This window comes from Pseudomonas sp. P4_D7 (assembly GCF_056401755.1).
In genome coordinates, this window is sequence record NZ_JBFUIR010000005.1 from 170,388 (window position 1) to 195,316 (window position 24,929).

The 24,929-nt window shown below is 59.0% G+C and carries 21 protein-coding genes; 6 read left to right on the forward strand and 15 right to left on the reverse strand.

Annotated elements, in window-relative coordinates:
* A complete protein-coding gene (cobA, locus tag AC1DVF_RS06205) occupies positions 1 to 768 on the forward strand; it encodes a uroporphyrinogen-III C-methyltransferase (protein WP_099758461.1) in 768 nt (255 codons plus the stop codon).
* Positions 769 to 863: 95 nt separating this feature from the next.
* Here cobA and AC1DVF_RS06210 read toward each other — a convergent pair whose 3' ends face one another.
* From AC1DVF_RS06210 to ppsA, 8 genes are all read right to left on the reverse strand, one after another.
* Positions 864 to 1,898, reverse strand: coding sequence for an OmpA family protein (locus tag AC1DVF_RS06210; RefSeq protein ID WP_034152869.1), 1,035 nt, complete (start codon positions 1,896 to 1,898; stop codon positions 864 to 866).
* A 107-nt stretch (positions 1,899 to 2,005) separates the two neighbouring features.
* The gene (gene sigX / locus AC1DVF_RS06215) at positions 2,006 to 2,596 is read right to left on the reverse strand and encodes an RNA polymerase sigma factor SigX (RefSeq protein WP_011333251.1); all 591 of its coding nucleotides are present in this window, start codon (positions 2,594 to 2,596) and stop codon (positions 2,006 to 2,008) included.
* A 90-nt stretch (positions 2,597 to 2,686) separates the two neighbouring features.
* Positions 2,687 to 3,511, reverse strand: a complete 825-nt coding sequence (locus AC1DVF_RS06220; RefSeq protein ID WP_007916401.1) for a mechanosensitive ion channel family protein — start codon at positions 3,509 to 3,511, stop codon at positions 2,687 to 2,689.
* A gap of 2 nt (positions 3,512 to 3,513) precedes the next feature.
* The gene (locus AC1DVF_RS06225; RefSeq protein ID WP_008076827.1) at positions 3,514 to 3,762 is read right to left on the reverse strand and encodes a hypothetical protein; all 249 of its coding nucleotides are present in this window, start codon (positions 3,760 to 3,762) and stop codon (positions 3,514 to 3,516) included.
* Between the two features lie 63 nt (positions 3,763 to 3,825).
* On the reverse strand, positions 3,826 to 4,821 hold the full coding sequence (locus AC1DVF_RS06230) for a zinc transporter ZntB (protein WP_093431779.1): 996 nt from the start codon (positions 4,819 to 4,821) through the stop codon (positions 3,826 to 3,828).
* Between the two features lie 22 nt (positions 4,822 to 4,843).
* Positions 4,844 to 5,335, reverse strand: a complete 492-nt coding sequence (gene rraA, locus AC1DVF_RS06235; protein WP_093431777.1) for a ribonuclease E activity regulator RraA — start codon at positions 5,333 to 5,335, stop codon at positions 4,844 to 4,846.
* 224 nt (positions 5,336 to 5,559) lie between these two features.
* Positions 5,560 to 6,549 carry an alpha/beta fold hydrolase gene (locus AC1DVF_RS06240; protein ID WP_460090273.1) on the reverse strand — a complete coding sequence of 330 codons (990 nt, stop codon included), beginning with the start codon at positions 6,547 to 6,549 and terminating at the stop codon, positions 5,560 to 5,562.
* A 98-nt stretch (positions 6,550 to 6,647) separates the two neighbouring features.
* Complete coding sequence (gene ppsA / locus AC1DVF_RS06245) at positions 6,648 to 9,023, reverse strand: phosphoenolpyruvate synthase (protein WP_099758458.1); 2,376 nt, start codon at positions 9,021 to 9,023, stop codon at positions 6,648 to 6,650.
* Positions 9,024 to 9,197: 174 nt separating this feature from the next.
* Here ppsA and ppsR point away from each other — a divergent pair, with 174 nt between their 5' ends.
* Positions 9,198 to 10,016, forward strand: a complete 819-nt coding sequence (ppsR, locus tag AC1DVF_RS06250; RefSeq protein ID WP_034152875.1) for a posphoenolpyruvate synthetase regulatory kinase/phosphorylase PpsR — start codon at positions 9,198 to 9,200, stop codon at positions 10,014 to 10,016.
* Between the two features lie 114 nt (positions 10,017 to 10,130).
* On the opposite strand, the gene AC1DVF_RS06255 is transcribed toward ppsR, so the two are convergent.
* Positions 10,131 to 11,540, reverse strand: coding sequence for an aminotransferase-like domain-containing protein (locus AC1DVF_RS06255; RefSeq protein WP_477782228.1), 1,410 nt, complete (start codon positions 11,538 to 11,540; stop codon positions 10,131 to 10,133).
* A gap of 113 nt (positions 11,541 to 11,653) precedes the next feature.
* Here AC1DVF_RS06255 and AC1DVF_RS06260 point away from each other — a divergent pair, with 113 nt between their 5' ends.
* The gene (locus tag AC1DVF_RS06260) at positions 11,654 to 12,559 is read left to right on the forward strand and encodes a DMT family transporter (RefSeq protein ID WP_175559587.1); all 906 of its coding nucleotides are present in this window, start codon (positions 11,654 to 11,656) and stop codon (positions 12,557 to 12,559) included.
* Here AC1DVF_RS06260 and prpD read toward each other — a convergent pair.
* The 6 genes from prpD to AC1DVF_RS06290 all read right to left on the reverse strand — a co-directional run bounded on the left by prpD (position 12,552) and on the right by AC1DVF_RS06290 (position 21,332).
* A complete protein-coding gene (prpD, locus tag AC1DVF_RS06265; protein WP_477782229.1) occupies positions 12,552 to 14,036 on the reverse strand; it encodes a 2-methylcitrate dehydratase in 1,485 nt (494 codons plus the stop codon). The genes AC1DVF_RS06260 and prpD overlap by 8 nt on opposite strands.
* 363 nt (positions 14,037 to 14,399) lie before the next feature.
* Positions 14,400 to 15,590 carry a 2-methylaconitate cis-trans isomerase PrpF gene (gene prpF, locus AC1DVF_RS06270; RefSeq protein ID WP_257357947.1) on the reverse strand — a complete coding sequence of 397 codons (1,191 nt, stop codon included), beginning with the start codon at positions 15,588 to 15,590 and terminating at the stop codon, positions 14,400 to 14,402.
* A 54-nt stretch (positions 15,591 to 15,644) separates the two neighbouring features.
* Positions 15,645 to 18,239 (reverse strand): Fe/S-dependent 2-methylisocitrate dehydratase AcnD, encoded by a 2,595-nt coding sequence (gene acnD / locus AC1DVF_RS06275; protein WP_477782230.1) that lies wholly within the window; start codon positions 18,237 to 18,239, stop codon positions 15,645 to 15,647.
* 202 nt (positions 18,240 to 18,441) lie between these two features.
* Positions 18,442 to 19,569 (reverse strand): bifunctional 2-methylcitrate synthase/citrate synthase, encoded by a 1,128-nt coding sequence (gene prpC / locus AC1DVF_RS06280; protein ID WP_460090269.1) that lies wholly within the window; start codon positions 19,567 to 19,569, stop codon positions 18,442 to 18,444.
* Between the two features lie 150 nt (positions 19,570 to 19,719).
* Complete coding sequence (gene prpB, locus AC1DVF_RS06285) at positions 19,720 to 20,613, reverse strand: methylisocitrate lyase (RefSeq protein WP_093431754.1); 894 nt, start codon at positions 20,611 to 20,613, stop codon at positions 19,720 to 19,722.
* Entirely contained in the window at positions 20,610 to 21,332 is a 723-nt protein-coding gene (locus tag AC1DVF_RS06290; RefSeq protein WP_172828118.1) for a GntR family transcriptional regulator, read from the reverse strand. Before AC1DVF_RS06290 ends, prpB begins: the two co-directional genes overlap by 4 nt.
* A 357-nt stretch (positions 21,333 to 21,689) precedes the next feature.
* Between AC1DVF_RS06290 and rloA the strand changes: the two genes are divergently transcribed.
* Genes rloA through AC1DVF_RS06305 form a run of 3 tightly spaced genes read left to right on the forward strand, consistent with a single transcriptional unit; the run spans position 21,690 to position 24,753 of the window.
* The gene (rloA, locus tag AC1DVF_RS06295) at positions 21,690 to 22,226 is read left to right on the forward strand and encodes a retropepsin-like aspartic peptidase RloA (RefSeq protein WP_053116866.1); all 537 of its coding nucleotides are present in this window, start codon (positions 21,690 to 21,692) and stop codon (positions 22,224 to 22,226) included.
* Between the two features lie 5 nt (positions 22,227 to 22,231).
* Positions 22,232 to 23,767 carry an osmotic stress tolerance membrane protein RloB gene (gene rloB, locus AC1DVF_RS06300; protein ID WP_093431750.1) on the forward strand — a complete coding sequence of 512 codons (1,536 nt, stop codon included), beginning with the start codon at positions 22,232 to 22,234 and terminating at the stop codon, positions 23,765 to 23,767.
* Positions 23,767 to 24,753 carry an alpha-L-glutamate ligase-like protein gene (locus AC1DVF_RS06305; protein WP_093431747.1) on the forward strand — a complete coding sequence of 329 codons (987 nt, stop codon included), beginning with the start codon at positions 23,767 to 23,769 and terminating at the stop codon, positions 24,751 to 24,753. The genes rloB and AC1DVF_RS06305 overlap by 1 nt, the downstream gene beginning before the upstream one ends.
* Positions 24,754 to 24,929 lie beyond the last annotated feature (176 nt).

Consider the following 24,929-nt stretch of genomic DNA (forward strand, 5'->3'; position numbering starts at 1 on the left):
ATGAACGCAAAAGTCTGGCTGGTCGGCGCGGGACCGGGTGATCCGGAACTGCTGACCCTCAAAGCGGTGCGCGCCTTGCGCGAGGCCGATGTGGTGCTGATTGATGATCTGGTCAACGACGCGGTGCTGGAACACTGCCCTGACGCCCGCATCATTGCAGTGGGTAAACGCGGCGGCTGCCGTTCGACACCGCAAGCGTTTATCCATCGGCTGATGCTGCGCTATGCCCGCCATGGCAAGTGTGTGGTGCGGCTCAAGGGCGGCGATCCGTGCATTTTCGGCCGTGGTGGCGAAGAGGCGCAGTGGTTGCGTGAACGTGGCGTCGAAGTAGAGTTGGTCAATGGCATCACCGCCGGGCTGGCCGGGGCGACGCAGTGCGATATTCCGCTGACGTTACGCGGTGTGGCACGCGGGGTGACGCTGGTGACTGCACACACCCAGGACGACAGCCAGTTGAACTGGCAGGCGCTGGCGCAGGGTGGTACGACGCTGGTGGTTTATATGGGCGTGGCCAAGCTTGGGGAGATTCGCGATCAACTGCTGGCAGGCGGGATGGTGGCGGATACGCCGGTGGCGATGATCGAGAATGCATCGTTGCCAGAGCAGCGCGAATGCCGGAGTGATCTGGCGAGTATGAGTGATGATGCGCGTGCGTTTGGATTGAAAAGCCCGGCGATTCTGGTGATCGGGGCGGTGGCGGCTGTTGTTGAAGAACAAAAGATCGCAGCCTGCGGCAGCTCCTACTTTGGATCTGCATTGGTCCTGTGAGCTGCCGAAGGCTGCGATTTTTTAAAGCTGCAAAGCCAAATCGCAGGCAAAGAAAAGCCCGGCCTAAGCCGGGCTTTTCTCAGAGCGGCAGCTAATTACTTAGCTTGAGCTTCAACCTGCGCTTCTACGCGACGGTTTACAGCGCGGCCAGCTTCAGTTTTGTTGTCAGCAACTGGGCGGGATTCGCCGTAGCCAACAGACTGAACGCGGGACGATTCAACACCGTACTGGTTGGTCAGAACTTGCTTAACGGCGTTTGCACGACGCTCGGACAGTTTCTGGTTGTAAGCGTCAGGACCGACGGAGTCAGTGTGACCTTCAACAGTAGTGGTGGTGGATGGGTACTGCTTCATGAAGTCAGCCAGGTTTTTGATGTCGCCGTAGCTGTTTGGCTTCACAACCGACTTGTCGAAGTCGAACTTAACGTCCAGCTCAACACGAACAACTTCAGCAACTGCTGGGCAGCCGTCAGCGTCAACAGTTACGTTGGCTGGGGTGTCCGGGCACTTGTCAACGTTGTCGCAAACGCCATCGTTGTCGCTGTCGGAGCAGACTTCAGCTGGTGCTGGAACTGGAGCAGCAGCAGGCTTGGAGCCGCCACCGAAGTTCACACCGATACCGACGCTAGGAGCCCACTCGGTGTCGCCCTGGTCGATGTTGTACTGAGCTTCAACGCCAGCACGGGCGTAGAAGTTGTCGGTGAAGTACAGCTTGGCACCAGCGCCAACGTTGGCGAAGGTGGAGCGGTCACGACCGCCGGAACCGTTCTGACCGATGCTCTGATCGGAGAAACCAGCCGATACGTATGGACGCAGCATGTCGCCTGGGTTGTTGAAGTGGTACAGAGCGTCCAGAGCGGTGTTAGCGCCCTTGATGTTACGACCGTCGTCGGAACGCACGTTGTGCACTTCGTCGTAGCCCAGACGCAGTTCAACGTCGTCGGTCAGGAAGTAACCGATCGAGCCGCCGAACAGGTTGCCGTTGTTCTTGAAGTTACGAGCGCTGTCGAATTGTTCTTTCTTTGCGAAGCCTTCGATTTCAACTGCGCCTTGGCCTTGTGCCAGAGCGCCGAACGAAGTGGCGGCAATCAGAGAACCAATGGCCAAGCCCAAGGTGTTTTTCAGTTTCATCCGTTAAATCCCCATCTGGTGATTGTGAAGCAGTCCCGCAAACCGGGGGACAACTCGGCGGCAAGTCTATCAGAACTTGCCTACACGTAAGAGATATTTGCGCTGAACTAAGTTTCAGCAATGCCTGCAAATTTCTCACGCAATTTATCTAGAGCACGTTTGTAACGCATTTTTGTCGCACTCAAACCCATGTGCATGATGTCTGCGATCTCCTGAAATTCCAGCTCTGCGACAAATCGAAGCACCAGAATTTCACGGTCAATCGGGTTCACATACACCAGCCAGCGATCAAGCCCGCCCTTCTCCTCGGGTTTCGGCGCCTTTTCTTCGGACGCTTCCTCGAGGGGGTCAAGACTCAATGCGTCCATCAAGCGACGCTTTCGCCGTTCCTTCCGATACTGCGTAATACATTCGTTGTACGTGATGCTGTAGAGCCACGTTTTGAACTTCGATTTCCCCTCGAAGTTCTTCAGGCCATACAGCACCTTCAACATGACTTCCTGACAGACATCGTCTGCGTCGCGATCGTTCCCAAGATATCTCGCACAAACGTTAAATAATGTTCGCTGGTAACGCCGCATCAGTTCTTCATAGGCGCGCGTTACGTGAAAAAGCTCGGTATGCGAGCGCGCGACCAACTCCTCATCAGAGAGCTCGCGGGGGTCGTAGCGCGTGGATAGCGTTTGGGCTTTATTCAAAACAAGTCGTGCCGACAGTCAGGTCAATGTCCGCCGCAACCAGCATCAGCTGGCATTTTGCGGCGGCATACATTAGCAGGGTTTGCCGGATTAGCGGCTACTCACATGCTGTTCCAGCAGGATCCGATTGGAAAGAGAGACTAGCTCACCCTCATCGGTCAGCAATGTGGTTTTAACCGTGCCGATCTCCTCGATCTGGCCTTCGACCTCGCCAACACGCACTTGTTGCCCAACCTGATACAACTCACGCACATAGATTCCCGCAAGAATCTGACCGGCAATTTCCCGGCTTCCCAAACCCATGGCCAGCGCAACGGCCAGACCAACGGTAATCAAAACGATGACGATCACATGGTTCAGCAGGTCAGTCTTGACCTCAAGCTGACTGATCGCGACCGAGATGCTGATGATGATCACCAGCCCTTGTGCAATTCGCCCCAGCCCCGAAGCGTAGTCCAGGCCCACACCTTCTGCCGCCCCGCGCACCAGCCCGTTGGCCAGTTGCGCGAGCAAAACACCTACCAGCAATACCAGCGCCGCGCCGAATACTTTCGGCAAATAGAGCGCCAACATATCCAGCGTAGCCGAAACTCGCTCAAGGCCAAGGGATTCTGCTGCAGAAACCAGGAAAATCAGCAGGACGAACCAATAAACGATCTTGCCGATCAGGGTCGAGATCGGAACTTGCAACCCGGCGCGCGACATCAATTTGGTCAGCCCGGTGCCACCCATCAGGCGATCAAGACCGAGCTTGGCGAGCAGTTTGGACAGCAGGGTATCGAGCAGCTTGGCCACGACGAAACCCAACAGCAGCACGACCAGTGCGCCGAACAGGTTCGGGATGAAGTTGGCGACTTTGGTCCACAACGCAGTCATTGCCGTGACGAGGCTCTGAGTCCAGAGATCAAGTTCCATATTCAATCAGCCTTATCAGCAGTGCGAGCGGTAGGTTTACGAAGACGGGAAACCGGCGAGACATGCGCCGATCCATTATTCAGGGCGATCATCAGCGCGGGCAGCCAGCGGCCCAGCAGGCTGAACAGATCACCGGCGCCAACCTGGCGGTTGGCGGTTTTGAGTACGCGGCCCAGGCACGCATCGTCGTCGCGGCTGGACGGCGAAGCGTTGAGCATGTCGCGCAAAGACTGTTCAAACGGATCGTGCATACGCACCTCTCGTGATGTCTGTGAAAGACGCGGGCAGATTTGGTCGGGTCACATGCGCCATCTTCATACCCAGCGCAAACGACGGAATAACCACCACTGACCAAAGGCCAGGGCGAGCACCGTCAAACAGGCAATCAGGAAACCATAAGGGCTGCTGGAGAACGGAATTCCGCCGACATTTATACCCAGCAGACCGGTGATAAAACTCATCGGCAAAAAGATGCAGGTGATGATCCCGAAGCGGTACATCGTGCGATTCATACGCTCGCTCAAGCGCCGGTCTTCGGCCTCCAGCACAAGCCCCACGCGCTCTCGGGTCAATTCGAGCTCTTCGAGATAGCGGGTCAGGCTGTTGTTCAGTTCGTTCCAGTAATCGGCATCGTCATCGACAAACCAAGGCAGTTTTATCCGCGTGAGTTGTCCGAAAATATCCCGCTGCGGCGCGAGAAATCGCTTTAGTCCGGCCGCCCGGCGACGGATGTGCAAAATGGCACCATGCTCGGGAGTATACCGTTCGTCGGCATCCATCTTTTCTTCTTCCTCATCGGCGATTTCCGAGAGGCAAGTGACCAGATCCTGCACCTTGTTGGTGAGGAACTGCGCCAGATAAAGGATCAGTTCGGAGGAGGTTTTCGGGCCGTTGCCGTCGGCCAATTGCGCCAGCAGCTCATCGGTGGCGCGCAACGGGCGCAAACGCAGGGAAATCACCCGTTGGGCAGAAGCGAAAATCCGCACCGAGACCATGTCTTCCGGCTCGGCGCCCGGGTTGAGATTGACCCCGCGCAGAAACAGCAACAGTTCGGCATCCGGCAGCGGCAACAGGCGCGGCCGGGTGTTCTCTTCCAGCAGCAGATCGCAGGTGAATTCATTGAGCCCGCTGGATTTGCGCAGCCAGGTCTGGGTCTGCGGATGGCTGCGATCCCAATGCAGCCACAGGCTTTCATGGGCCTGCAGCTGCAAATCGTCGAGCTCAGTCCGGGCTATCGAACGCGCACCGCCTTTTCCGTCCAGCACCAGGGCATGCACTAGCCCCCACTGCGCGTTTTCTTCCTCGAACATCCGCATCCCTTTGTCGAAAAGCTTATTCAGGCATCTTCAGCGGACTCGGCGAGATGATCACGCCGTTGTTGTCCGCATAAATGTAGTGGCCCGGGTGGAACGTCACACCGGCGAAAGTCACCGGGACGTTGAGGTCGCCAATACCACGTTTTTCAGTTTTCATCGGATGGCTGGCCAGCGCCTGCACGCCCAGATCGGTCTGGGCGATGACGTCAACGTCACGGATGCAGCCGTAGATCACCAGCCCTTCCCAACCGTTTTTCGCCGCCTTCTCGGCGATCATGTCGCCCAGCAGCGCACGGCGCAGCGAACCGCCGCCATCGACCACCAGCACCTTGCCGCTGCCCTTGAGTTCAGCCTGTTCCTTGACCAGCGAGTTGTCTTCGAAGCATTTGATGGTCACGATTTCGCCGCCGAACGAATCACGGCCGCCGAAATTGCTGAACATCGGTTCCAGCACCTGTACCAGCTCCGGATAGGCGTCGCACAGATCAGGCGTAAGGTAATGGTTCATCGAAAAACTCCTGTAAAAAGGAAAACGATCAAGGATGCTGCGTTCTGAGGAGACGAGTTTCGGTGGTCGTTGTTTACCTTAGTCCATCCCATGGTCGCTGAACGAACCTGAACAAACCCTGAAACGTAATAGCTAAACCGCCACCAAAAATGACCAGATCCGCACATTGCGTCATATCTTAGCCGCAAGCCAACCCGAACGAAATCCCTTCAAGGCCTTCGCACTCACACGGCAGCGGCCAGATCCGGCTTCTCACCCAGCAATGGCGTGTGCTGATCGTTCAACCAACGCGACACCAATGGCCAGACCTCGGTCTGCGCCGCTTTGCTCACCAACATCTCGACATGGCCGAAATTATCGTTGAAGCCCTGCTCGCGCCCCAGATTGAGGAACTGCTTGTGCTCGGAGCCGATCTGCTCGAACAATTTGCGACAGGCCCAGGCCGGATCCTGATGATCCCCTGCTGCGGTCACCGCCAGCACTGGCACTTGAACATCGGCCAGCCCCGCCCACCAATCCTTGTCCTTGTCGCCAAAACGACCGAACAAGCCGTACCAGCGCATGCTTTCCAGCGCCAGACCGATCGGCTCATCTTCCGGGCCACGCTTGAGACGCGAACCCGACAATTGCGCAAAACGCTTGAGGATAAAGCGCCCGCTCCACTCCACTGGCGGGATTTTCAGTGGCCAGTAGGTGCGGCTGACCTGGGTGCCGAAAAACGCCGCCGAGGCCACTGCCGGCTCGCCCAGGTATTCGCCACCGAGCGCCGCCGCCAGGGTGATGCCGCCCAGCGAATGACCAATCCAGTGCGGCACCTGTCCGCTCTGCTCACGCACGAACGCGGCAATCGCCGGCAGGTCGTAGCGGGCATAGTCGGCCACGCGATTGCGCCGGTATTCCTCATTGCGCTGCGACAGGCCGTGGCCGCGCATCTCCGGAATCCAAACGTCGAACCCCAGGCGCGTCAGATATGCGCCCAAGCCCAGGCCTTTGGGTGAGAACCAGAAGCGCCGATTGGAAAAACTGCCGTGCAGCAGAATCACCGGCACACCGCGAGGCGTCGAGTCATCGGCCATGCCCAAACGGGTCACAGCGATTTCCACGGACCAGTCGGGACTGTTGCCGGGTTTCAAGCGATACACGTCTTCGCTCAGATCACCACGCCGTTCGGCGCTGATCAGGGCGACAGGAAATAAGTTGCTGCTGCTTTGCATAATGCTCTTGCACAAAAAAGGGCGGCATCTACAGGAGCCCGCCCTACTTGAATCTCAAGGCCCGCCCCCTGAGAGGGAACAGGCCGTTCACATATTGATCAAGCCTGCGCCTGGCCTTCGGCGAGGAAGAACCAGGTTTCCAGCACGGAGTCCGGGTTCAGCGACACGCTTTCGATGCCCTGCTCCATCAGCCACTTGGCCAGATCCGGGTGGTCCGAAGGACCCTGACCGCAGATACCGATGTACTTGCCGGCCTTGTTGCATGCCGCAATCGCGTTGGCCAACAGCTTCTTGACCGCCGGATTACGCTCGTCGAACAGGTGCGCGATGATACCGGAATCGCGGTCCAGACCCAGGGTCAGCTGAGTCAGGTCGTTGGAACCGATCGAGAAACCGTCGAAGAATTCGAGGAATTCTTCAGCAAGGATCGCGTTGGATGGCAGTTCACACATCATGATCACGCGCAGACCGTTGTCGCCGCGCTTCAAGCCGTTCTCGGCGAGCAGATCAACAACCTGGCTGGCTTCGCCCAGAGTACGGACAAACGGCACCATGATTTCGACGTTGGTCAGGCCCATCTCGTTGCGCACACGTTTCAGCGCGCGGCATTCGAGTTCGAAGCAGTCACGGAACGATTCGCTGATGTAACGCGAAGCGCCACGGAAGCCCAGCATCGGGTTTTCTTCTTCCGGCTCGTAGAGCTTGCCGCCGATCAGGTTGGCGTATTCGTTGGACTTGAAGTCCGACAGACGCACGATAACTTTCTTCGGTGCAAACGCAGCCGCGAGGGTGCTGATGCCTTCAACCAGTTTCTCGACATAGAAGCCGACCGGATCGTCGTAACCGGCGATACGCTTATCGACGCTGTCCTTGATTTCCTGCGGCAGACCGTCGTAGTTCAACAGCGCTTTCGGGTGGACGCCGATCATGCGGTTGATGATGAATTCCAGACGGGCCAGGCCCACACCGGCGTTCGGCAGTTGCGCGAAGTCGAAGGCGCGGTCCGGGTTGCCGACGTTCATCATGATTTTGAACGGCAGCTCCGGCATGGCGTCGACGGAGTTCTTCTTGATGTCGAAGCCCAGTTCGCCTTCGAAGATGTAACCGGTGTCGCCCTCGGCGCACGAAACGGTCACGCCCTGGCCATCCTTCAGCAGTTGGGTGGCGTTGCCGCAACCGACCACTGCCGGAATACCCAGCTCACGAGCGATGATCGCCGCGTGGCAAGTACGGCCGCCACGGTTGGTGACGATCGCGCTGGCGCGCTTCATGACCGGTTCCCAGTCCGGGTCGGTCATGTCGGAAACCAGTACGTCGCCCGGCTGGACTTTGTCCATCTCGGACACGTCTTTGATGATGCGAACCTTACCGGCGCCGATGCGCTGGCCAATCGCACGACCTTCAACCAGCACGGTGCCGGTTTCTTTCAGCAGGTAACGTTCCATGACGTTGGCCTGGGTGCGGCTTTTCACGGTTTCCGGACGCGCCTGCACGATGTAGAGCTTGCCGTCGTCACCGTCCTTGGCCCACTCGATGTCCATCGGGCAGCCATAGTGCTTCTCGATGATCATCGCTTGTTTGGCCAGCTCGCTGACTTCAGCGTCGGACAGACAGAAACGCGCGCGATCCGCCTTGTCGACGTCAATGGTCTTGACCGAACGACCGGCCTTGGCCTCGTCGCCATAGATCATCTTGATCGCTTTGCTGCCCAGGTTGCGACGCAGGATCGCCGGACGACCGGCCTCCAGCGTGCCCTTGTGCACGTAGAACTCATCCGGGTTGACCGCGCCTTGTACGACGGTTTCGCCCAGGCCGTAGGCGCCGGTGATAAACACCACGTCACGGAAACCGGATTCGGTGTCGAGGGTGAACATCACGCCGGCAGTGCCGGTTTCCGAACGCACCATGCGCTGCACGCCAGCCGACAGGGCGACCAGTTTGTGGTCGAAGCCCTGGTGCACGCGGTAGGAGATCGCACGGTCGTTGAACAGCGACGCGAACACCTCTTTGGCGGCGCGGATAACGTTTTCCACACCACGGATGTTCAGGAAGGTTTCCTGCTGACCGGCGAACGAGGCGTCCGGCAAGTCTTCGGCGGTGGCGGAAGAACGCACGGCCACGGCCACATCAGGATTGCCGGCCGACAGCGCGGCGAACGCGGTGCGGATCTCGGCATTCAGTTTTTCGGGGAATTCGGCTTCCATGATCCATTGACGGATCTGTGCGCCGGTCTTGGCCAGGGCGTTGACATCATCAACGTCGAGCGCGTCGAGGGCCTTGTGGATCTGGTCGTTGAGGCCGCTCAGTTCGAGGAAATCACGATAGGCCTGGGCCGTCGTGGCGAAGCCGCCGGGGACCGAAACACCGGCGCCTGCCAGGTTACTGATCATCTCGCCCAGGGATGCGTTCTTGCCCCCCACATGCTCAACATCGTGTTTGCCGAGCTTATCGAGGGAAACTACGTACTCTACCAAGGTGATCTCTCCACTAACTGTGTTGGAAAAGCTCAGAAACCGGTGGCCCGGGGGAGCCTTGGCCGGTTGTATGGCCTGGACCTGGAAAATAAGTGAGAATGCGGGCCAGTCGCGGCCGACAAATCGCGCCTATCATATCCAGAAATGCTCATTAGCTTAAGGCCCAAGGTGCAAATGAAACGATCTGCTTTCTTCATCTCCGATGGCACCGGCATCACTGCCGAAACCCTGGGTCAAAGCCTTCTGGCGCAGTTCGAAAACATTACCTTCAGCAAATTCACGCGACCGTACATCGACAGCGTTGAAAAAGCGCGGGCCATGGTACAACAAATCAACAAAGCCGCTGAAACCGACGGCTTTCGCCCGATCATCTTCGACACCATCGTCAATCAGGACATCCGTGAGATTCTCGCAACGTCCAATGGTTTCATGATCGACATTTTCTCGACCTTTCTTGCTCCGCTGGAGCAGGAACTGACCGAGCATTCTTCCTACACCGTCGGCAAGTCGCATTCGATCGGGCACAACTCCAATTACATGGAGCGTATCGAGGCGGTTAACTTTGCCCTCGACAACGACGACGGTGCGCGCACGCACTATTACGACAAAGCCGATTTGATACTAGTGGGCGTGTCGCGATGCGGCAAAACGCCGACGTGTCTGTACATGGCCATGCAGTTCGGCATTCGCGCGGCCAACTATCCGCTGACCGAAGACGACATGGAACGCCTGACCCTGCCGACGGCCCTGCGCGCTCATCAGCACAAGCTGTTCGGCCTGACCATCGACCCCGACCGCCTCACCGCAATCCGCAACGAGCGCAAGCCCAACAGCCGTTATTCGAGCTACGCCCAGTGCGAGTTCGAGGTGCGTGAAGTGGAGAATCTGTTCCGTCGCGAGAACATCCCCAACATCAACTCCACGCATTTTTCCGTGGAAGAGATTTCGGCGAAGATTCTGGTGGAGAAAGGTGTGGAGCGGCGGTTCAAATAGGTCTGTATTGCTTGATCTGACGCCTTCGCGAGCAGGCTCGCTCCCACAGTTTGATCGCGTTTATCCCGTTGAAATGCGGTCGAATGTGGGAGCGAGCCTGCTCGCGAAGAACGATCACACGGTGTCTGTTAATGCCTTGGCCAGAGCTTCAAAACCTGCCTGCAGCAAGCGATCATCCCCCACCGCATTACACACACTCACCCGAATAAATTGCGGCACTGCTGCGTGCCCCACCGCAAACGCCTCAGCGGTGGCCACCAGATAGTTGTTCTCCTTCAACTCCGCCGCAATCTGCGACGCCCGCCACAGCTCAGGCACCTCCACCCAGAAGTGCGGACTGTAAGGGTGAGTCTTGTAGTTCAAACCCTGCAGCACAGGCGCCACCAACGCTTTGCGCCGAGCGATCTCGCTGATCTGCTCGTCCAGTAAACGCTCGGCCATGCCGCTTTCAATCCACAGGCTCGCGACTTCCATCGATAACGGATTGGCCATCCAGCACGTTGCGCGGATGGCGGCACTCAAACGTCCGATCAAAGCTTGCGGCGCATGCAGATAACCGACGCGCAGCCCCGCCGAAACAGCCTTGCTCAGGCTGCCGATCAACACCGATCGCTCCGGCGCAAAATAGCTGAGCGGCAATGGGCGCTGGCGATCCAGAACGGCATGGGCCTCGTCTTCGATAATCAGCAGATTGTTTTGACGACAGAGGTCGGCAATCGCCTCGCGCCGTGGGATGGACATTACAGCGGCCGTAGGATTCTGGATCGTCGGGGTGCAATACAGTGCTGAAACACGATGCTGACGACAAATGTCCTCGAGCGCCGACGGTAAAAGCCCTTCGTCATCCATTGCCGCGCCAATGAGTTTTATTCCGAGCTGGCGTGCGACGCCGATCAATCCCGGGTAGGACAAATGCTCGGTCACAACGGTGTCGCCGGCCTTGAGCAAGCCCATCAACGTGCACAGCAGACCATGCTGGCCACCGTTGACGCACAACACCTGATCGGCATGCGGGACATACGCCGCATGCTGCAACCACACCGCCCCCGCCACACGATGCCGCGCCAACCCGGCTTCAGCGGTGTACCCGGTCAACTGTTGCAGCACCCGAGGATCGCTGGCCAGTTCCTGCAGACTCTGGCTCATGAACGCCGCTTCCTGCGCCGGAATAGGCTGGTTGCGGCTCATGTCGAAGCAGGCTGACGGCTCATCGCTGACATTACGAAAGCCTTTGTCCTGCGGCCGTTCCATCCCGCGCTGACACACATAAGTGCCATCTCCGACGCGGGCGACGACCAACCCCACGCGTTCCAATTCGCCATAGGCACGGCTGATCGTACCGATGGTCACTCCGAGACTGTCGGCCAACAACCGGTGCGGCGGCAGTTTGCTACCGGCATCGATTACGCCTTCGTCGATGGCCTGCGCGACGGCATTCGCCAGGCGTTTGTACTTCACGCCCACGCCATTGGCGAGTCCATCACGGAGGATTGACACCATGGCAATACTTACTTTGACAGTCATTCTCGCCCCGAATAGCGTGCTTAAAAAGGTTCAATCAGAAATAGACCGTTTCCGCGATCAGGTCAATTCCACCGTTCGGAGTACGCCACATGTCGACCGCCGTCAGCACACCGATGCACATCAGCAAACCCTGGCTCGCCGGATTGATCACCAGCACGCTGTTTCTCATCGTCTGTTTGAGTTGGGGCACGACGTGGCTGGGGATCAAGATTGCGGTGGAAAGCGTGCCGCCGCTGACGGCCGCCGGGCTGCGTTTTCTGATTGCTTTTCCGCTGTTCCTGAGCTTCGCGCTGTTGCGCAAGGAACCGCTGTTGTTTCCCCGGCAAAGCCGCTGGTTCTTTGTGTTCGTCACGCTGTCGTATTTCAGCCTGCCTTACTACCTGCTCAACTACGGTGAGATGCACGTATCGTCCGGCCTGACCGCCCTGCTGTTCAGTTGCATGCCGGTGTTTATCCTGTTGTTTTCCGCGCTGTTTCTGCGCGAGAGAATCTACCCGTCACAAATGCTCGGCATCGCCATTGGTTTTGGCAGTCTGTTCATGATTATTCGTAGTCAGGGCCTGCATCTGGATCAAGCGGAATGGCTGGGAGTATTGGCGATTCTCTGTGCGGCGGTGATGCATGCGCTGTGTTACGTAGTGACGAAAAAACACGGCAGCGCGATCAGCGTGATCACCTACAACACGCTGCCAATCGGCATTGCCGGGGCGATGTTATTTATTGTCGGATTGAGCGTTGAGACGCCGGTATTCAGCGATGTCAGCGCGCGCTCGTGGGGCGCCCTGCTGTATCTGGGGCTGGTGGCATCGGTGGGCGGATTCATCGTTTACTTTTTGCTGCTTAAACGCTTGAGCCCGATCATCCTGTCGTTCGTGTTTATCATTTTCCCGGTGTTCGCTGTGATCATCGGCGCCTGGTACGAGGGGCAAACCCTGTCCCGGGAGCTGATGATCTATTCGGCGGTTTTGTTGAGCGGGTTTGCGATCACCAAATTGCCTGTGGAAAAGTGGTTCAGATAACGAACATATCCACAAAACGATTGACCGGGGTGGCTTCGAGCTGCGCCGGATCCTTGCACAACGCGAAAATTTCGCCGCTGCGCTGGCCGGTGAAACGTGTAGCCAGATTGGCCTTGAACTTGTCTTCCAGCAATGGAATGCCCTCGACACGGCGGCGACGATGACCGATCGGGTATTCCACGACGACGTTTTCAGTGCTGCTGCCATCCTTGAAAAACACCTGCACGGCGTTGGCGATCGAGCGCTTGTCGGGCTCCAGATATTCACGGGTGAAACGCGGCTCCTCGACGATGACCATTTTTTCGCGTAGCACATCGATGATCGGATGCGCCCGGTGGAAATCGTCTTCGTACTGCTCGGCGACCAGATTGCCAAAGGCCAGTGGCACGGCGGTCATGTACTGGATGCAGTGGTCGCGGTCGGCAGCGTTGGCCAGCGGCCCGACCTTGGAAATAATGCGAATCGCCGATTCGTGGGTGGTGATGACGATGCGGTCGATTTCATGCAGACGATTGCGCACTTGCGGGTGCAAGGTCACCGCGGCTTCGCAGGCGGTTTGCGCGTGGAATTCGGCGGGGAAACTGATCTTGAACAGCACGTTTTCCATCACATAACTGCCGAACGAGCGCGAGAAACTGAAGGCGCGTTTATTCTCCGGTTTCAGCGCCAGATCGCTATTGGTGTGGCTGAACAGCACGTCATAAAAGCCCCACTGTTTCGCAGTCAGCACGCCGGGAATACCCATCTCGCCGCGCATGGCGATGTCGGCCAGTCGCACACCACGACTCGTCGCATCCCCCGCCGCCCAGGACTTTCGCGAACCGGCGTTCGGTGCATGTCGATAGGTGCGCAGCGCCTGACCATCGGCGAATGCATGGGACAACGCCGACAGCAGTTGCTCACGATGAGCGCCCATCAGTTTGGCGGTAACGGCGGTTGAAGCGACTTTCACCAGAATGACGTGATCGAGTCCTACACGATTGAAGGAGTTTTCCAGAGCGATCACGCCTTGAATTTCGTGGGCCATGATCATCGCTTCGAGCACATCGCGAATCGTCAGCGGTGCTTCAGCGTTGGCCAGACGCTTCTGCGAAAGATGATCGGCCACAGCGAGAATCCCGCCGAGGTTGTCGGATGGATGACCCCACTCGGCGGCGAGCCAGGTGTCGTTGTAGTCGAGCCAGCGGACGATGCAGCCGATGTCCCACGCGGCCTTGACCGGGTCGAGGCGATAGGAGGTGCCGGGAACGCGTGCGCCGAACGGGACGACGGTGCCTTCGACGATCGGGCCCAGATGCTTGGTGCATTCGGGAAAGCGCAACGCCAGCAGGCCGCAGCCCAGCGTGTCCATCAGGCAGTTGCGGGCGGTGTCGAGGGCTTCGGTGGAGGTGACTTTGAAGGTGAGGACGTAATCGGCGATGTCCTGCAGGACACGGTCGTAGTCGGGGCGGTTGTTCAGGTCGACGTTGGCGCTCATTGCGGTTCTCCTGTGCGGGAATGATGAGTGGGTGCGGTCTTCCTCAGGGCTTGGCTGGGTTGGTCTGGTTGATTGCAGGTCTGGGGTGCCTGCTTGTTTTGGGTTTCTTCAGTGGGTGGCCCCTCACCCTAGCCCTCTCCCGAGGGAGAGGGAACCGATTGGGGGATGCTGTAGAGGTTCACCGACGTGAACGATCTCCACGGAATCCATAATCGATTAGATCGATGAACATCCCAGCCACCTCGGTCGGCCCCCTGAGTCCATAATCGACTCGATCTTTCAGGTCGATGTACAACCCCAGACACCTCGGTCGGCCCCCTCTCCCTTTGGGAGAGGGCTGGGGTGAGGGTATAAGATCTCAAGTTAGAAAGAATCCCCGGGGACGCGGACGTAGCCTTCCATCAGCACCCGAGCACTACGGCTCATGATGGCTTTCTTCACCACCCACTCGCCGTTTTCCAGGCTCGCTTCAGCGCCAACGCGCAACGTCCCGGACGGATGCCCAAAACGCACGGCACTACGTTCAACACCACCCGCTGCAAGGTTCACCAATGTCCCGGAAATGGCTGCCGCCGTACCAATCGCCACCGCCGCCGTGCCCATCATCGCGTGATGCAACTTGCCCATCGACAAGGCGCGCACCAGCAAATCCACATCACCGGCGCCAACCGCTTTGCCACTCGACGCCACGTAATCAGCAGGCTTGGCAACAAACGCGACTTTCGGCGTGTGCTGACGTTTGGCCGCTTCATCGAGATTCGATATCAGACCCATGCGCAACGCGCCATAAGCCCGAATCGTCTCGAACATCTGCAGCGCTTGCGGATCGCTGTTGATCGCGCTCTGCAACTCGGTGCCGGTGTAACCGATGTCTTCAGCATTGACGAAAATCGTCGGGATGCCAGCATTGATCATGGTCGCCTTGAACGTGCCGACACCCGGTACTTCCAGCTCATCGATGAGGTTGCCGGTGGGAAACATCGAACCACCGCCGCCCTCTTCTTCCGCTGCCGGGTCCATGAATTCGACTTGCACTTCGGCCGCCGGAAAGGTCACGCCGTCGAGTTCGAAATCACCGGTTTCCTGCACTTCGCCGTTGGTGATCGGCACATGGGCAATAATCGTTTTACCGATGTTGGCCTGCCACACGCGCACCACCGCAACACCGTTGTGCGGAATGCGGCTGGCGTCGACCAGACCGTTGCTGATGGCGAACGAACCGACCGCTGCCGAGAGGTTGCCGCAATTGCCGCTCCAGTCCACGAACGGCTTGTCGATGGAGACCTGACCGAACAGGTAATCGACGTCGTGATCGGCCTTGATGCTTTTCGACAGGATCACGGTTTTGCTGGTGCTGGACGTGGCGCCGCCCATGCCATCAATTTGTTTGTCGTACGGGTCGGGGCTGCCGATCACGCGCAGCAGCAAAGCGTCGCGGGTCGGGCCGGGAATCTGTGCCGCCTCGGGCAGGTCCTTGAGGCTGAAAAACACGCCTTTGCTGGTGCCGCCGCGCATGTAGGTCGCAGGGATTTTGATTTGTGGTGCGTGAGCCATGGTGCTCCTTAACCACAGACGTGAGACCCAAGCCTCACGCCTGCATCAGTAGATTTAAACGGCAACCGCCGACTCTTCGAGGAAGTCCTGAGCGAAGCGCTGCAACACGCCGCCAGCCTCATAGATCGACACTTCTTCAGCGGTATCCAGACGGCAGGTCACCGGCACGTCAACGCGCTCGCCGTTCTTGCGATGGATCACCAGCGTCAGGTCCGCGCGCGGTTTGCGCTCGCCGATCACGTCGTAGGTTTCGCTGCCGTCGATGGCCAGGGTGTGACGGTCAGTGCCCGGCTTGAACTCCAGTGGCAACACGCCCATGCCCACCAGGTTGGTGCGGTGAATGCGCTCGAAACCTTCTGCGGCAATCGCCTCGACACCGGCCAGACGCACGCCTTTCGCCGCCCAGTCACGGGACGAACCCTGACCGTAATCGGCGCCGGCAATAATGATCAGCGGCTGCTTGCGCTCCATGTAGGTTTCGATGGCTTCCCACATGCGCATCACTTTGCCTTCCGGCTCGACGCGGGCCAGCGAACCCTGTTTGACCTTGCCGTCTTCCACGACCATTTCATTGAACAGTTTCGGGTTGGCAAACGTCGCGCGCTGCGCGGTCAAGTGGTCGCCACGGTGGGTGGCGTAAGAGTTGAAGTCCTCTTCCGGCAAGCCCATTTTCGCCAGGTATTCGCCGGCGGCGCTGTCGAGCATGATCGCGTTGGATGGCGACAGGTGATCGGTGGTGATGTTGTCCGGCAGCACCGCCAGCGGGCGCATACCCTTAAGCGGACGTGCGCCGGCCAGCGCGCCTTCCCAGTACGGTGGACGGCGAATGTAGGTGCTCATTTCGCGCCAGTCGTACAGCGGCGTGACTTTCGGGCCGGTGTCTTCGTGGACGGCGAACATCGGAATGTAGACCTGACGGAATTGCTCAGGCTTGACCGAAGATTTCACCACGGCGTCGATTTCTTCGTCGCTCGGCCAGATGTCCTTCAGGCGGATTTCCTTGCCGTCGACCACGCCCAACACATCTTTTTCGATGTCGAAACGGATGGTCCCGGCGATGGCGTATGCGACCACCAGCGGCGGCGAAGCGAGGAACGCTTGCTTGGCATACGGGTGAATGCGGCCGTCGAAATTGCGGTTGCCGGAAAGCACGGCGGTGGCGTACAGATCGCGATCGATGATCTCTTGCTGGATCAGCGGATCGAGCGCGCCGGACATGCCGTTGCAGGTGGTGCAAGCGAAGGCGACAACACCGAAACCGAGCTGCTCCAGCTCAGTGGTCAGCCCCGCTTCGTCGAGGTACAGCGCCACGGTTTTCGAACCCGGCGCCAGCGAGGATTTCACCCACGGTTTGCGGGTCAGGCCAAGCTTGTTGGCGTTGCGCGCCAGCAGTCCGGCGGCAATCACGTTGCGCGGGTTACTGGTGTTGGTGCAACTGGTGATGGCGGCGATGATCACCGCGCCGTCGGGCATTTGCCCCGGCACGTCCTCCCACTGCCCGGAGATGCCTTTGGCCGCCAGATCCGCCACCGCAACGCGCGCGTGCGGGTTGCTCGGGCCGGCCATGTTGCGCACTACCGAGGACAGATCGAAAGTCAGGCCGCGCTCGTATTGCGCACCTTTCAGGCTATCGGCCCACAGGCCGGTGAGCTTGGCGTACTGCTCTACGAGCTGCACTTGCTGGTCTTCACGACCGGTCAGTTTCAGGTAATCGATAGTCTGTTGGTCAATGTAGAACATCGCTGCAGTGGCGCCGTATTCCGGGGCCATGTTGGAGATGGTCGCGCGGTCGCCGAGGGTCAGCGCCGCCGCACCTTCGCCGAAGAACTCCAGCCAGGCGCCGACGACTTTCTGTTTGCGCAGGTATTCGGTCAGCGCCAGCACCATGTCAGTGGCGGTGATGCCCGGTTGCAGCTTGCCGGTCAGTTCGACGCCGACGCTTTCCGGCAGGCGCATCCACGACGCGCGACCGAGCATCACGCTCTCGGCTTCGAGGCCGCCGACACCGATGGCAATCACGCCCAGCGCATCGACGTGCGGGGTGTGGCTGTCGGTGCCGACGCAGGTGTCAGGGAACGCGACGCCCTCACGCACCTGGATCACCGGGGACATCTTCTCCAGGTTGATCTGGTGCATGATGCCGTTGCCCGGCGGGATCACATCAACGTTCTTGAAGGCTTTTTTGGTCCAGTTGATGAAGTGGAAACGGTCTTCGTTGCGACGGTCTTCGATGGCGCGGTTTTTCTCGAACGCCTGCTTGTCGAAACCGCCCGCTTCCACCGCCAGCGAGTGGTCGACGATCAATTGCGTCGGCACCACCGGGTTGACCTGCGCTGGGTCGCCGCCCTGCAACGCAATCGCGTCGCGCAGGCCGGCGAGGTCGACCAATGCGGTCTGGCCGAGAATGTCGTGGCAGACCACGCGCGCCGGGAACCACGGGAAGTCGAGGTCGCGTTTGCGCTCGATCAGTTGCTTGAGGGAATCGGTGAGCGTGGCCGGGGCGCAGCGACGCACGAGGTTTTCCGCCAGCACGCGGGAGGTGTACGGCAAAGTGTCGTAACTGCCGGGCTGGATCGCCTCGACTGCCGCGCGGGCGTCGAAATAATCCAGAGGACTGCCGGGCAGGGTTTTGCGGAATTCTGTGTTCATCGGGTCAGGACTCGGGTCACGGTGGTTGCAAAGGGTGGGCTGACGCCAGACTCAAGATTCAGACCGTCCCTTGTAGGAGTGAGCCTGCTCGCGATAGCGGTAGATCAGTCGACATCGATGGTGAATGTCAGTCCGTCATCGCGAGCAGGCTCACTCCTACAGGGTTTAGCGGTGATCTTGCGCTTCGGGTCAGCTCACCATTTCAGCGACGTTCGATTGGCACGAACTTGCGCTGTTCAACGCCGATATATTCGGCGCTTGGACGGATGATGCGGTTGTTGGCGCGCTGCTCGAACACGTGCGCGGCCCAGCCGGTCAGGCGCGAGCAGACGAAGATCGGCGTGAACAGCTTGGTCGGAATGCCCATGAAGTGGTACGCCGAGGCATGGTAGAAATCGGCGTTGGGGAACAGTTTTTTCTGCTCCCACATGGTCTTGTCGATGGCTTCGGAAACCGCGAACAACACCTTGTCGCCGACCTCGTCCGCGAGTTTTTTCGACCAGCCCTTGATCACCTCGTTGCGCGGATCGCTGTCCTTATAGATCGCGTGGCCGAAGCCCATGATCTTGTCCTTGCGCTCGAGCATGCCGAGGGTGCCCTTGATCGCCTCTTCCGGCGACGAGAAGCGCTCGATCATTTCCATCGCCGCTTCGTTGGCGCCGCCGTGCAACGGGCCACGCAGCGAACCGATGGCGGCGGTCACGCAGGAATAAAGATCAGACAGGGTCGACGCACAAACGCGCGCGGTGAAGGTCGAGGCGTTGAATTCGTGTTCGGCGTAGAGGATCAGCGAAACGTTCATCACTTTGACGTGCAGTTCGCTTGGCTTCTTGTCGTGCAGCAGGTGCAGGAAGTGACCGCCGATAGTCGGCTCGTCACTGACGCAGTTGATGCGTTTGCCGTCGTGGCTGAAGCGATACCAGTAGCACATGATCGCCGGGAACGCGGCCAGCAAGCGGTCAGTCTTGTCGCGCTGCTCGGAGAAGTCTTGCTCCGGCTCGAGGTTGCCAAGGAACGAGCAACCGGTGCGCATCACGTCCATCGGGTGGGCGTCGGCGGGGATGCGTTCAAGCACTTCTTTCAGCGCTTGCGGCAGGTCGCGCAGCTTGCTCAGTTTGCCTTGGTATTCGTCGAGTTGCGCCTTCGTCGGCAGCTCGCCGTAGAGCAGCAGGTACGCGACTTCTTCAAATTGCGCATCGGCAGCGAGTTCGCGCACGTCGTAGCCGCGATAGGTCAGCCCGGCACCGGCCTGGCCCACGGTGGACAGTGCGGTTTGCCCGGCAACCTGGCCACGGAGCCCGGCACCACTGAGTACTTTTGCTTCGGCCATTGTGTTCTCCAATCTTTTTGAATTTGTATGGGGAAAACTTGTGGGAGCAAGCCTGCTCGCGAAGGTGGCTGGAACACCTCGGTGCGTCAGGGACACCGCGTCATCGTTGGCGTCCTTCGCGAGCAGGCTCGCTCCCACAGGGGATCTTGTTCAGCCTTTCTTTTGTGCAAACAACGCATCGAGCTTCTGCTCGAAGGTGTGGTAGTCGATGCGATCGTAAAGCTCCATGCGAGTCTGCATGGTGTCGATGACATTCTGCTGCGTGCCATCGCGGCGGATCGCGGTGTAAACGTTTTCTGCTGCCTTGTTCATCGCGCGGAACGCCGACAGCGGATACAGCACCAGCGACACATCGGCGCCAGCCAGTTGCTCGGTGGTGTACAGCGGCGTCGCGCCGAACTCGGTGATATTGGCCAGGATCGGCGCTTTTACGCGGTTGGCGAACAGTTTGTACATCTCCAGCTCAGTGATGGCTTCCGGGAAAATCATGTCGGCACCAGCCTCGATGCACGCGGCTGCGCGATCGAGTGCCGACTCCAGACCTTCCACCGCCAGTGCATCGGTTCGCGCCATGATCACGAAGCTGTCATCGGTACGCGCATCCACCGCAGCCTTGATGCGATCAACCATTTCCTGCTGGCTGACGATCTCTTTATTAGGACGATGGCCACAACGCTTGGCGCCAACCTGGTCCTCGATGTGAATCGCCGCCGCGCCGAACTTGATCATCGACTTGACCGTGCGCGCCACATTGAACGCCGACGAGCCGAAACCGGTGTCGACGTCGACCAGCAGCGGCAGATCGCAGACGTCGGTGATGCGCCGCACGTCAGTCAGCACGTCGTCCAGGCCGGTGATGCCCAGATCCGGCACGCCGAGGGAACCTGCGGCCACGCCGCCACCGGACAGGTAGATCGCCTTGAAACCGGCGCGCTTGGCCAGCAGCGCGTGGTTGGCGTTGATCGCGCCGACCACTTGCAATGGATGCTCGCTGGCGACCGCATCGCGGAAACGCTGGCCTGGAGTGTTCAGGTTGGAACTCATGACTCACCTCGTTCAGTGGCTGTCTTGTTGTGGGCGCCGTCCTGGTAATGACGGGCGATGTTGCGTTTAGAAGCGCCGATGTGACGGCGCATCAACAATTCCGCGAGTTCGCCGTCACGGTCGGCGATGGCATCGAGAATCCGGTGGTGTTCGGCAAAGGCCTGGCGCGGGCGGTTCGGCGTGGTCGAGAACTGGATGCGGTACATGCGCACCAGTTGATACAGCTCGCCGCAGAGCATCTGCGTCAGCGTGCGGTTGCCGCTGCCCTGGATGATCCGGTAGTGGAAGTCGAAATCGCCTTCCTGCTGGTAATAGCCAACGCCGGCCTGAAACGCCGCATCGCGCTCGTGGGTTTCCAGCACCCGGCGCAGTTCGTCGATTTCTTCGACGCTCATGCGTTCGGCCGCCAGACGGCAGGCCATGCCTTCGAGGGATTCGCGGATTTCGTAGAGTTCGAGCAATTCGGCATGACTGAGCGACACCACCCGCGCACCGACGTGCGGTACACGCACCAGCAGGCGCTGGCCTTCCAGGCGATGAATCGCCTCACGCAACGGCCCGCGACTGATGCCGTAGGTGCGCGCCAGCTCCGGCTCTGAGATCTTGCTGCCCGGGGCGATCTCACCTTTGACGATGGCCGCTTGAATACGCCGGAAGACGTTTTCCGAGAGCGTCTCGGAATCGTCGCCGCTGATGACCGGGGGATCGAGTTGATCCAGCATGATTGTCGACACCTTTAAATCCAATGCGGCAAAAACTAGCCAATTCGCCCGCATCAGTCAAAGGATAAATAGGTATTGTCGACAATCGTCTAATAACCTTAAAAGATCGCAGCCTTCGGCAGCTCCTACAGGGCGCACGCAAATCCAATGTAGGAGCTGCCGAAGGCTGCGATCTTCTGATCTTTTATAGACCGGCCCAAGCGCTGGCGCCATAAACCCACCGTGCTAGAATGCCGCCCGCATTTGCTGGCCATTTGTACGGCTTGTCATAAAAAGCTGCCAGGCACACGAAGGGCCTTGCGCAAGTTTTGCCAAGGACCTGAACCGAAAACGGAACGCTGCGCACCAGGATTTATGAGACTCAAGCCTTTTCCCACATTCTTTGCCCTGTTTTGCCTGCCCGGCCTCGCCGCCGCGGGGGAAAAAACCGTGTACGGCCTCAACGAATACGCTTCGCTTGACGGCATCAACCTGGAAGTTGCGGCAAAACTCGACACCGGTGCGAAAACCGCATCGCTGAGTGCCCGCGACATCAAACGCTTTAAACGCAACGGTGAGTCCTGGGTACGTTTCTACCTGGCCATCGACGCCGCGCATTCGCACCCGATCGAACGGCCGCTGGCGCGGGTCAGCAAGATCAAGCGCCGCGCTGGCGATTACGACCCGGAGGAAGGCAAGAAGTATACCGCCCGTCCGGTGATCGAGCTGGATATCTGCATGGGCACGGCGATGCGCAGCATCGAAGTGAACCTGACCGACCGAAGTGCGTTCCAATATCCGCTTTTGATTGGCTCCGAAGCGCTGAAACGCTTTGATGCGCTGGTCGATCCAAGCCTTAAATACGCTGCCGGCAAACCCGCCTGCACCATCGCCGCTCATACCGCCGAGTAATTTCCATGCGTTCTCTAACCTTCCACCTGAAAATCCTGATCACCATTCTGGTGCTCCTGGGCGTTTCGGTTACGGCCTATCAGATTTTCGTGCTCGGCATCCCGGTGACCGAAGACGCCACCGACGACTTGTGGAACATCGACGCCAAGGTCGAGTTCGTCGCCAGCACCAAGGATCCGGTGAAGATCCAGATGTTCGTGCCACCGTTGAGCCGCGATTACGTCAGCCTCAATGAAAGCTTTATCTCCAATAACTACGGTGTCGCCGTCAACCGCGTCGACGGCAACCGCAAGGTCACCTGGTCGGCGCGCCGGGCCAAGGGCAACCAGACGCTTTATTACCGTTTGGTGCTGACCAAGCGTTACACCGCCGAAAAATCCAAGATCAAAGGCCCGACCTTCCGCGACAGCATCGCCATCGAAGGCCCTGAGAAAATCGCCGCCGAAGCCCTGCTCGCGCCGATCCGCCAGCATTCCGCCGACGTCGAAACCTTTATTGGCGAGGCGATCAAACGCGTCAACAACGTCAACGACGACAACGTGAAACTGCTGCTGGCCGGCGATCCGTCGACGCCGCACAAAGCCAAAATCGTTGAACTGCTGTTGTCCATCGCCCACGTGCCGGTGGAAAAAGTCCACACCATCCGCCTCGTCGCCGACCAGCCGCAAACGCCTGAACTGTGGCTGCGCAGCTTCAACGGCAACGACTGGCTGTACTTCAACCCGGAAACCGGTGAGCAAGGCCTGCCGACCGACCGCCTGCTGTGGTGGACCGGCGATGAAAACCTGATCACCGTCGACGGCGGCAAGAAAGCCAACGTGACCTTCAGCCTGAACAACAGCGAGATGAACGCGATTCGTCTGGCCAAGCTGACGGACGAAAACACCGACGCCAACTTCCTCGAATACTCGCTGTACGGCTTGCCGCTGCAGACTCAGCAGACGTTCATGATCATGGTGATGATCCCGATCGGCGTGCTGGTGATCCTGATTCTGCGCAACCTGATCGGCCTGCAGACACTCGGCACGTTCACCCCGGTGCTGATCGCCCTCGCCTTCCGCGAAACGCAACTGGGCTTCGGCATTCTGCTGTTTACCGTGATCACGGCGCTGGGCCTATCGTTACGTTCGTATCTGGAACACCTGAAGCTGCAAATGCTGCCGCGACTCTCGGTGGTGCTGACCTTTGTTGTAGTGTTGATCGCGGCGATCAGCCTGTTCAGCCACAAACTCGGCCTGGAACGCGGGCTGTCGGTGGCGTTGTTCCCGATGGTGATTCTGACCATGACCATCGAACGTCTGTCGATCACCTGGGAAGAACGCGGCGCCAGCCATGCGATGAAAGTCGCGATCGGCACGCTGTTCGCGGCGTCACTCGCGCACCTGATCATGACCGTGCCAGAGCTGGTCTACTTCGTGTTCACCTTCCCGGCGATCCTGCTGATTCTGGTCGGCTTCATGTTGGCGATGGGTCGTTATCGCGGCTACCGCCTGACCGAGCTGGTGCGCTTCAAGGCTTTCCTGAAGAAGGCTGACGCCTGATGTTCGGTTTCTGGAAGACCTGGAAGGCCCTGGAGGCGCGGGGCATCATGGGCATCAATCGGCGTAACGCCGACTACGTGCTCAAGTACAACAAGCGCAGCCTGTACCCGATTGTCGATGACAAGATCATCACCAAGGAACGCGCCATCGAGGCCGGCATTCACGTGCCGGAGCTGTACGGCGTGATCTCCACCGAGAAGGAAATCGACAAGCTCGACGAGATCATCGGCGGGCGCAACGACTTCGTGATCAAACCGGCCCAAGGCGCTGGCGGTGACGGCATCATCGTGATTGCCGACCGCTTCGAGGGCCGCTATCGCACGGTGTCAGGCAAGATCCTCGCTCATGAAGAGCTGGAGCATCACATCTCGAGCATCCTCACTGGCCTGTATTCGCTCGGCGGCCACCGTGATCGGGCGCTGATCGAATACCGCGTGACCCCGGATCAGATCTTCAAGAGCATCAGCTACGAAGGCGTGCCGGACATCCGCATCATCGTGCTGATGGGCTACCCGGTGATGGCCATGCTGCGCTTGCCGACCCGGCAGTCCGGCGGCAAGGCCAACCTGCACCAGGGCGCCATCGGTGTCGGTGTTGACCTGGCCACGGGTCTGACGTTGCGCGGCACCTGGCTGAACAACATCATCGCCAAACACCCTGACACCACCAACGCGGTGGACGGCGTGCAACTGCCCTACTGGGACGGTTTCATGAAGCTCGCAGCTGGCTGTTATGAGCTGTGCGGGTTGGGCTATATCGGTGTTGATATGGTGCTTGATCAGGAGAAAGGCCCACTGATTCTCGAGCTGAATGCGCGGCCTGGGCTGAATATTCAGATTGCCAATGATTGTGGGCTGACGTTGCGTACCCATGCGGTTGAAGCGCGGCTGGAAGAGCTGAAGGCGCGTGGGGTGACGGAATCGGTTGAAGAGCGGGTGGCGTTTACGCAGGAGATGTTCGGGCATATTCCTGCTGTGGAAGGCTAAAAGCTGAAAAACAAAAAGCCCCTCACCCTAGCCCTCTCCCAAAGGGAGAGGGGACTGACCGAGGTGGATGCTCGAGGTACGCCGACCTGAACGTCTTGAGTCGAACTCCGGCATTGAAAAGCATGAAGATCGGCTCCCTTTCCCCTCGCCAGCTTGAGATATCGAGCCGAACTCGG